The sequence below is a fragment of the Geminocystis sp. M7585_C2015_104 genome (assembly GCA_015295805.1).
GTDB lineage: Bacteria > Cyanobacteriota > Cyanobacteriia > Cyanobacteriales > Cyanobacteriaceae > DVEF01.
Genome location: DVEF01000030.1, coordinates 1 through 8,586, shown reverse-complemented (window position 1 = coordinate 8,586; position 8,586 = coordinate 1). Strand labels below are relative to the sequence as shown.

7 protein-coding genes and 1 tRNA gene are annotated in these 8,586 nt (G+C 44.8%); 5 read left to right on the top strand and 3 right to left on the bottom strand.

Going from position 1 to position 8,586, the window contains the following annotated elements:
* Positions 1-757: primosomal protein N' (priA, locus tag IGQ44_03335; GenBank protein ID HIK37009.1), on the top strand; the 757-nt coding region annotated here is incomplete at its 5' end.
* Between the two features lie 74 nt (positions 758-831).
* Here the strand turns inward: priA and IGQ44_03330 are convergent.
* On the bottom strand, positions 832-1,209 hold the full coding sequence (locus IGQ44_03330; GenBank protein ID HIK37008.1) for a hypothetical protein: 378 nt from the start codon (positions 1,207-1,209) through the stop codon (positions 832-834).
* Positions 1,210-1,656: 447 nt separating this feature from the next.
* On the opposite strand from IGQ44_03330, the gene IGQ44_03325 reads away from it, so the two are divergent.
* On the top strand, positions 1,657-4,080 hold the full coding sequence (locus IGQ44_03325; GenBank protein HIK37007.1) for a DNA topoisomerase 4 subunit A: 2,424 nt from the start codon (positions 1,657-1,659) through the stop codon (positions 4,078-4,080).
* A gap of 157 nt (positions 4,081-4,237) precedes the next feature.
* Here IGQ44_03325 and IGQ44_03320 read toward each other — a convergent pair.
* Positions 4,238-4,310, bottom strand: a tRNA-Ile gene (locus IGQ44_03320).
* Between the two features lie 87 nt (positions 4,311-4,397).
* Between IGQ44_03320 and IGQ44_03315 the strand changes: the two genes are divergently transcribed.
* From IGQ44_03315 to prfA, 3 genes are read left to right on the top strand one after another with little or no spacing between them, the layout of a single operon-like run.
* Positions 4,398-4,709: a hypothetical protein gene (locus tag IGQ44_03315; GenBank protein ID HIK37006.1), complete on the top strand. Its 312-nt coding sequence runs from the start codon at positions 4,398-4,400 to the stop codon at positions 4,707-4,709.
* A gap of 38 nt (positions 4,710-4,747) precedes the next feature.
* Positions 4,748-6,103, top strand: coding sequence for an HlyC/CorC family transporter (locus IGQ44_03310; protein ID HIK37005.1), 1,356 nt, complete (start codon positions 4,748-4,750; stop codon positions 6,101-6,103).
* A 59-nt stretch (positions 6,104-6,162) separates the two neighbouring features.
* Positions 6,163-7,275, top strand: a complete 1,113-nt coding sequence (prfA, locus tag IGQ44_03305) for a peptide chain release factor 1 (GenBank protein HIK37004.1) — start codon at positions 6,163-6,165, stop codon at positions 7,273-7,275.
* A gap of 997 nt (positions 7,276-8,272) precedes the next feature.
* Here the strand turns inward: prfA and IGQ44_03300 are convergent.
* Positions 8,273-8,586 (bottom strand): chorismate-binding protein (locus tag IGQ44_03300; GenBank protein ID HIK37003.1); only part of this gene is annotated, 314 nt, incomplete at its 5' end.

Genomic DNA, 8,586 nt, shown 5'->3' with positions numbered 1-8,586 from the left:
CCAGTGTTTCTCCCCCTACTTCAGGTTTTTTGGCACTGGCACCCAAAAGGTAGTATTGGAATTGGAAAAGGAATTCCCCACCCTAAGGGTTTTACGCTTTGACAGCGATACCACCAGTACCAAAAATGCCCATCGTCACATTCTGGCTCAGTTTGCCGCCGGAGAGGCAGATGTGCTGGTGGGCACCCAAATGCTAACCAAGGGGATTGATATTCCCAATGTCACCCTGGTGGGGGTGGTATCCGCCGACGGTTTGCTTTTCCATGGGGACTTCCAGGCAGCAGAAAGGGCATTCCAAACCCTCACTCAAGTGGCAGGTAGGGCCGGCAGAGGCGAAGATGCCGGCAGGGTTATCATTCAAACCTACTCCCCCTCCCACCCCGTACTCCAGGCCGTTAAAACCCATAACTACATAGCCTTTGCCCAACAGGAACTGCAAGAAAGGGCTAGTTTGAATTACCCCCCCTATGGCTATTTAGTCCTCCTCCTGTTTACCGGCTTGGATGGTGACAGGGTGAGGGACACCGCCTCTGCTGTTGCCAACCTCTGTGAGAGGATTTTACCAAAAGAGGTGGAAATATTAGGCCCCGCCCCTGCCAAAATCATGAGGATAGCAGACCGTTACCGCTGGCAAATCCTCCTCAAAAGCCCTTATCCTCTCCCCCCTGCCACCAAGACACAATTAGCCCAACTCCCCCAGTATTGTCCTTCCTCTGTCTCCCTCACCATTGATGTTGACCCCCTTAGAATAGAATAACACCCCCAAAAAAGGGGTGGGTCGTCACACCCCCTTTGCCACAACAGTAGTAGCAATAAGCAATAGTAGGGGCATTATACCTGGTCTAGGCCACAAGTTAGGGGACAAGAGGCATACACCGTCTTCGGCGAGGTTTTTTCCCTCTCCTGCAACCACCCCAACCATTTTACCTGGCTGGGGTGAATCCCCTTCATGGTAAGGACAATGGAACTTACAAAAATAACACACATTGTCGTGCCCAACATTCCACTGGAAACCACTATGAGGGCACTAGCGGGAAACACCGACTGCAACACCATTGCCGCCAAAACCCCCACCGTCATCAAAATCACCACCACTGGAAATCCCACCACCAGAAAACACACTGTTAGGGTGAACATCCACACTAAAACACTCTTTAACACCCCTAACAAATAGCCATACCGCCAGCTGCCACGATTAGTTACTTGCATCTTTTTCTCTCCCTTTTTACCACCTAGAAACAGTCTTTTAACTTACAATAAAGTCTACGTATAAACCATTAAATATCTGTTCCTATACTGCCAGTATAGGGAATAAAAAATAAAAATTAGGGAATTCGTAATATTTTTTTACATCCTAAGAGCCAAATTTGTGCTATCACTCCCGAAAAAAAGACTCGAAAGACTTAAATAAAGCTGGTTTAAGGCCAAATTTGAGTTAGCGCAATAATTCTTTACAAATGTTGTTATTTTTCTCATTTTAGTTGCCCTTGTAACAAAATGATGAGGGGGAGGATATAGTTTTTCCTTGGGGATGTTTGCTAATCTCTAAAAGGGGGGATAGAGGGTAAAAGATGGGTCATGGGAGGATGGGTGGTGGGAAAGGGGGCTTATAATTAAGCTCGTACTTTAGCTGAGAAATTGTAAGTAAGAATACTCATGAAAAAAGAAGGAAAAATTATACCCACTCCCCTTCATCTAGAAATGGAGCGCTCGTACTTGGAATATGCTATGAGTGTGATTGTGGGGAGGGCGCTACCAGATGTAAGAGACGGGTTAAAGCCAGTACACAGGCGTATCCTCTATGCCATGCATGAACTGGGATTAACGCCGGAAAGACCCTTCCGCAAGTGTGCTAGGGTAGTGGGGGATGTACTAGGCAAGTATCACCCTCATGGGGATCAGGCCGTATACGAGGCTATGGTGCGGTTAGTTCAGGATTTTTCCACTCGTTACCCCCTCTTACAAGGCCATGGCAATTTTGGCAGCGTTGACAATGACCCCCCAGCTGCCATGCGTTATACGGAAATCCGTTTGGCTCCTATCGCCACTGACACTCTATTGGACAATGTTAATGAGTCCATAGTCCAGTTTACCAATAACTTTGACAATTCCCAAAGGGAGCCTCTTGTATTACCCGCCAAGCTGCCAATCCTACTACTTAATGGGTGTTCTGGCATTGCGGTGGGCATGGCCACCAATATCCCCCCCCACAATTTAGGCGAGGTGGTGGACGGTTTAATTGCCCTTATTGACAATCCCAATCTAAGTGACGAGGATTTGATGACGTTTATCCCCGCACCGGATTTCCCCACCGGCGGTGTAATTCTCAACACAGACGGCATAACAGAGGCCTATCTTACGGGCAGGGGGGTTATTACTATTAGGGGGGTAGCCACTGTGGAACAAATCTCCTCAGACAAAAAGCGCCATCGTGATAGACTGGCCATTATTGTCACCGAGTTGCCCTTTCAGGTTAACAAAGCCGCCTGGATTGAGAAAGTGGCCGAATTAGTCCATCAAGGCAAAATTTCTGACATTGCTGATGTCCGGGATGAGAGTGATCGTACTGGTATTCGGGTTGTCCTTGAGTTGAAAAAGGATGCCTCCCCCTCTTTTGTTTTAGAACAACTTTACAAGTATACCCCCCTTGAGAGCAATTTTGGCATTATCCTGTTAGCCCTAGTTGAAAATAGGCCCTGCCAACTCTCTTTAAAGGGGCTTTTGACGGAATTTTTAAGATTTAGGGAGGAGACTCTTACCAAACAATACCAGTGGGAACTGCAGGAAAAAAGAGAGAAATTGCATTTAACCCAGGCCTTAATAAAAGCGATTAATAATCTCAAAAAGGTGGTCGATATTATATCTAATTCCCCAGATTTTTCTACGGCTAAAATTCGTCTAGAGGCGGAATTAAAAATCAGTGAAAGTCAGGCCACTTCTATTTTAGCAATGCCATTGCGACGAATTACTGGCGCAGAGAAGCAAAAACTGGAAGAAGAATACCAACAACTACAATCCAGAATAAAAGAGTTAGAAAAACTCCTATCTGACCGTCGGGAATTGTTAAAGGCCTTGAAGAAAGAATTAAGGACACTAAAAAGAAAATTCGGTGACGAGAGGAGGACAAAAATTCTAAAGCAAACAACGGAAAAACCAGAGGAAATATCCCCCCAAATTCCGGGAGGAAACCACACCAAAATACCGGAGGCTGCCGTTATTAAAATTACTACAGAGGGCGAGATTTACTGGCAAAAACCAGAAACAAGCGGGCAAGACAATACAGATTCAATAGTATACCAACAGTGTTATAACTCTGAAACACAAATAGTCGTCGTTTTTAACAGTGGAAAGGCATATCCCCTAGCCATCACACAAATTCCCCCTTATCCCAGAAAAAAAACCATTACCCAATTAGTATCTCCCTCTGCTAGCCAAAATTCTGCCTCTCCCATTGGCTATGTTGACTTGTCTAACACCCAAGCCACAGACTTAATTCTCCTCACCAATACTGGTTGCCTCAAGAGACTTCCTATTTCTCATTTAAACGGTTTGGGGAATAGAGGCTTACAATTAATCAAACTGAAACCCCCAGACACCCTTGATTTCATCCTTCCAGTGACTGATAAAGGGGAGATATTAGTTGCCACCACCACGGCCAGACTATTTAGAATAGAAACCAATGAGGATACCATTCCCCCTCTCACTAAAAGTGCCCAGGGCAATCAGATAATTAAACTAACAAATGGGGAAAAAATTATTGCCTGTAAAAGTATAAATAATGCCCAAAACTTTTTACTCATTTCCGCCCTAGGTTATTGTAAAATCGTGCCAGTTGCTGCCGTAAAAAAATACCACCCTGCCTCCGTTGGCTTCCCCGTTTTTAAGTTTAGACATAGGAGTGACTATCTGATTCAAGTCTTCCCCCTTGTTAAATCTATTTCCCTCGCCATTAAAACAGACAAAAACAACAGATATATAATCCCCGCCGGTAAATTTAACGCCGACTTTTCCCGGGAAAAACCACTTTTGAAACTAGAATCATTTGAGAAAATAATCTTCGCCTCACCCCACCCCCTATAGGCTTCCTCGTCGCCTCTTTTTTCACTTCTTTTCCCCCCCTTGACAGTTTCCTTTTTTAGGCCTTAGTTTTCTTTATGTTTCCTGACAGTTAATTAGCGTCGGGGTGCAAACCGGGTGCACCTGCCGCGCCGTCGTGAAATCAAACACCGCCAACACATCCAGGGTGCAGGAGTTGAACCTGCCTAACACGGATTATGAGTCCGTTGCCTCAACCGCTCGGCCAACCCTGGGAGCAATACAACAACCAGCCCTTTACTATTATAAAATAAAACACTAGGAGTTTGTCAAATGTATACAAACCCTAGGTAGAATAAGGCATGAAAGTTGTGGTCAACCCCGCCGTAGTGGCCAGTTTTTTTGTTATCCTAGGCAGTGTCTCTGTTGGCGTAGTCAGTGGCGTAACTGCTTTTTATCTGGGGAGTGAGTCTCTAAAAACCGTCAATAGTCCGGAGGAAAACCCAACCCAGAAACTGGGCAAGTGGGAAACTGTGGATTTGAAAAAGTACCATTTCCAACCAGTGGAGGAAAAGACTGTCCTGGTAAAAGTGTATAATTATGTCCAAGAACAAAGGAGGGCTGTTAAGGAACAAGCTAGGGGAAAGGCAAAAGAAAAGGGGAAAGACAAATAGAAACAACTACCTAGCTGACTGGGAATAGGGAAACTAAAATGGGTTGGGATGAGGTTGTGGTGCGGTTGTCGGCCGTTTTCCTGTTGATTGCCATTAACGCCTTTTTTGTAGCCGCAGAATTCGCAATAGTGGCGGTACGTAAATCTAGAATAGATCATCTGGTGAGGGAAGGAGACCTCCAAGCCTCTACTATCCAGTCTCTCCAACAAAGTTTGGATCGTCTTCTCTCTAGCACCCAGTTGGGGATAACCCTTTCTAGTCTAGCACTGGGGTGGATTGGCGAGGCAACTGTGGCCCTCTTGGTGCAATCTTTTTTTGTATCCTTACCCCTGCCTGTGGCAGTTGTTTCCTTTTTGAGTCACTCCCTGGCTATTCCCATAGCTTTTTTGTTGCTGGTGTATGTTCAAATTATTTTGGGGGAATTATGTCCCAAATCCGTTGCCCTATTATATCCGGAAAAAGTAGCCCGTTTCTTAGCACCACCTGTCAGTGTTGTCAGTAGGATCTTTAACCCCCTTGTCGGCATTCTCAACAATTCTACCCGTTTCCTGTTAAAACTTTTTGGCGTAGAATACACTGGCGGAGGCTGGTATACAAGAGTAACCCCAGAAGAATTACAGTTGATTATCACCACGGAAAAAGACTCTTCTGGATTGGAAGAGGAAGAAAGGGAGTTGTTGAGCAACGTATTGGAATTCTGCGACGTCCAAGCCAGTGAAATTATGACCCCCCGAGTGAAAATAAAGGCTATAGATTTGTCTGCTACTTGTGGCGAATTGTTACAAAAAGTAAAGGAAACCAAACACTCCCTCTACCCAGTAATAGGAGAGTCTTTAGATGACATTAGGGGGATAGTGGATGTAAAGGATTTGTTATCCCTCCTGGCTGACAACCCCCACAATCTGGATATCCCCATAGAAGACTATATCAAACCAGTGCGCTTTTTGGGCGAGTCTACCCTCCTCAGTGAATTACTCACCACTATGCAACAGTCACGAATGAAAATGGTAATCATTGTAGACGAGTACGGAGGCACTTCTGGTTTGGTAACAATGCAAGACTTGATAGATCAGATTTTCGGGGGTAACGAGTCGGAGATAGAAGATGATGACAACAGCATAAGGGTTGTAGATGAACAGAATTTTATCGTCTCTGCCCAAATCAATCTAGAGGAATTAAATGACCTATTAGACTTGAATCTACCTATCGCAGACGACTATCAAACCCTGGGGGGTTTCCTCGTCTACCACTGGCAAAAAATCCCTAAAGCCAACGAAGTTTTCCATTTCGACCACCTTCAGTTTACTATCTTAGATGTGGACGGCCCTAGGATTAACAAAATAAAAATTACTATCCAGGACTCTGAACAGCTCCCCCCAGAGAGGTTAAAATAGGTAGAGTAGTGGTCTTATTTTTACTGGTTATCTTTGAGTATTAGAAAGAAAAATAGGTAATGGCGGAATCCTTTTTGATAGAAAAATTAGACTCTATTGAAAGAACATTTAAAGAATTAACCCGACGTCTGGGAGATCCCGATGTGGCTACTAACCCGGAGGAACTGCAAAAAATAGCCAAAATGCGTTCCTCCCTAGAAGAAACCGTGACTACCTACCAGGAATGGAAAAAAGCCCAAGAGGACCTAAAAGGGGCTAGGGAAATCCTCAAAGAAGCCCAGGGAGATCCGGAATTACAAGAAATGGCCCGCATGGAAATTGACACCCTGGAAGAACGTATCGAACAGTTGGAAAAAAGACTCAAAATCCTCCTCCTACCCAAAGATCCCAATGACGAAAAGAATATTATGCTTGAAATACGAGCTGGTACAGGAGGTGATGAGGCGGCAATCTGGGCAGGGGATCTAGTAAGAATGTACTCCCGTTATGCAGAAATGATGAATTGGGAGGTGAAGCTGTTAAGTGAGTCTCCCTCAGAAATGGGGGGCTTCAAGGAGGCTATTCTGGAAATCAAGGGGGAAAACGTCTATAGCAGACTGAAATATGAGGCGGGAGTACACCGAGTTCAAAGAGTGCCCGTAACAGAGGCCAGTGGCCGAGTCCACACCTCCACCGCTACCGTAGCCGTAATGCCCGAGGTAGATGAAGTGGAGGTACACATCGATCCCAAAGATGTAGAGATTACTACCGCCAGATCCGGTGGTGCCGGTGGCCAAAACGTCAACAAGGTAGAAACTGCCGTAGACTTGTACCACAAACCCACTGGTATCCGCGTTTTCTGTACTGAGGAGCGCTCCCAGTTGAAAAACAAGGAACGAGCCTTCCAAATCCTCCGAGCCAAACTATACCAGATGAAATTAAAAGAACAACAAGAGGCCGTTTCCTCCATGAGACGCTCTCAAGTTGGCACCGGGGCTCGCTCCGAAAAAATACGTACGTATAACTACAAAGACAATAGGGCAACCGACCACCGTCTGGGGCGTAACTTCGACCTGGCTTCTGTTTTAGACGGACATCTGGATGAAATAATCACCGCTTGTATTGCCCAGGAACAACAGCAAAAACTAGAACAGATGGCCGCTTCTACCACCACCGCTAATACTTCTCTGTAGTACTGCTCTATTGGGCCTATAATTATAAGTCCAAGTGCTCCTGTGGGGGTGGCTTATAATTGTAGGCTTCTAGAAACAAATTCCCCCCTTGACAGTAGTGCCCCTCATGAGAGGACTTTCTGGGGTTTTGAATTCTATTATGCCCCCCAACAACAGCTTCCTTTATGTGCTCTACATTTCTTGAGGTTTTACTGTTATTGACAGTAGAACAGAAGGTATAGTTTTGGATTTGTATACGAGTGGGGATACAAGTGAGGGAGTAGGGCAATAAAATCCTTTATTTTTCCCATAAAACAGGTAGCCGATGTAAGGAGTTTTTTCGGGAGAAAATCCTTTTATCTCTGTTGGTTCAAGGATAATGAATTCTAAGCTATGGTTTAAAAATTTGGTAGAAATGTTTATATATCAATTTTGGGTAGGTTTGTTCGGGTGAGTTTATAGGCGTCTAAGGATAAATCTTTGATATGGGAAGATATATCAGATACTCTTGGGGGTTTAGCCAATATAGTGGCTGATATGATTTTTGGGGTTTTTTAGAAGTTTAATGTCAGATATAGTGTACTTTAGGAAATTCTCTCCGAGTTTTAGGGTAAAGGGGTTATACTTGGGCATGTATTGATGTTTTTTATTACTAATAAATATTTTAATTTGTCCTAGTCAGATATTCTGTCCAAACTTCAGTCATATGACCCTTACTGAATGCCACTTCAGATAGCATAAGTAAGGCTCTTGAAGGTGATAGTAGTAATTTTTGACAATTTTAGGTCTCACAGAAGCCATAAGGTAAAGCAGAGGGCAGAGGCTCCACAGTCCAGACCCTAATCCTATAGAATAACTCTAGGGGGAAATGAGGGGGTTATGTCTATAAGCCCTATTAGATGGACAAGTGAGACGGGGGAGGATTATTATTAGTTCTGGAGCCTGCATGTCTTTTGCCAAGAATTTGAAGGGGGGTTATGTTTCACACCATACATGGGCATTAGGGTGAAAGTAAAATTCAGCTCACACTGCCAATGGCCACCAGTAACCCCATGGCCTTGTTGAGGGTTTCCTGATACTCCTTCTCTGGCACAGAATCTGCTACAATACCTGCCCCTGCTTGTACTGAAACTTGGTGCTGTTCGCCACTGCCGGGAAGAGGTTGTACTATCATTGTCCTGATGGTAATAGCAGTATTCAGTTGTCCCTCAAAATCATAATAGCCGTAGACGCCGGAATAGGGCCCTCTTCTTTCCGGCTCCAACTCGTAAATTATCTCCATGGCCCGGATTTTGGGGGCGCCACTTACTGTGCCAGCAGGAAAGGCGGCTT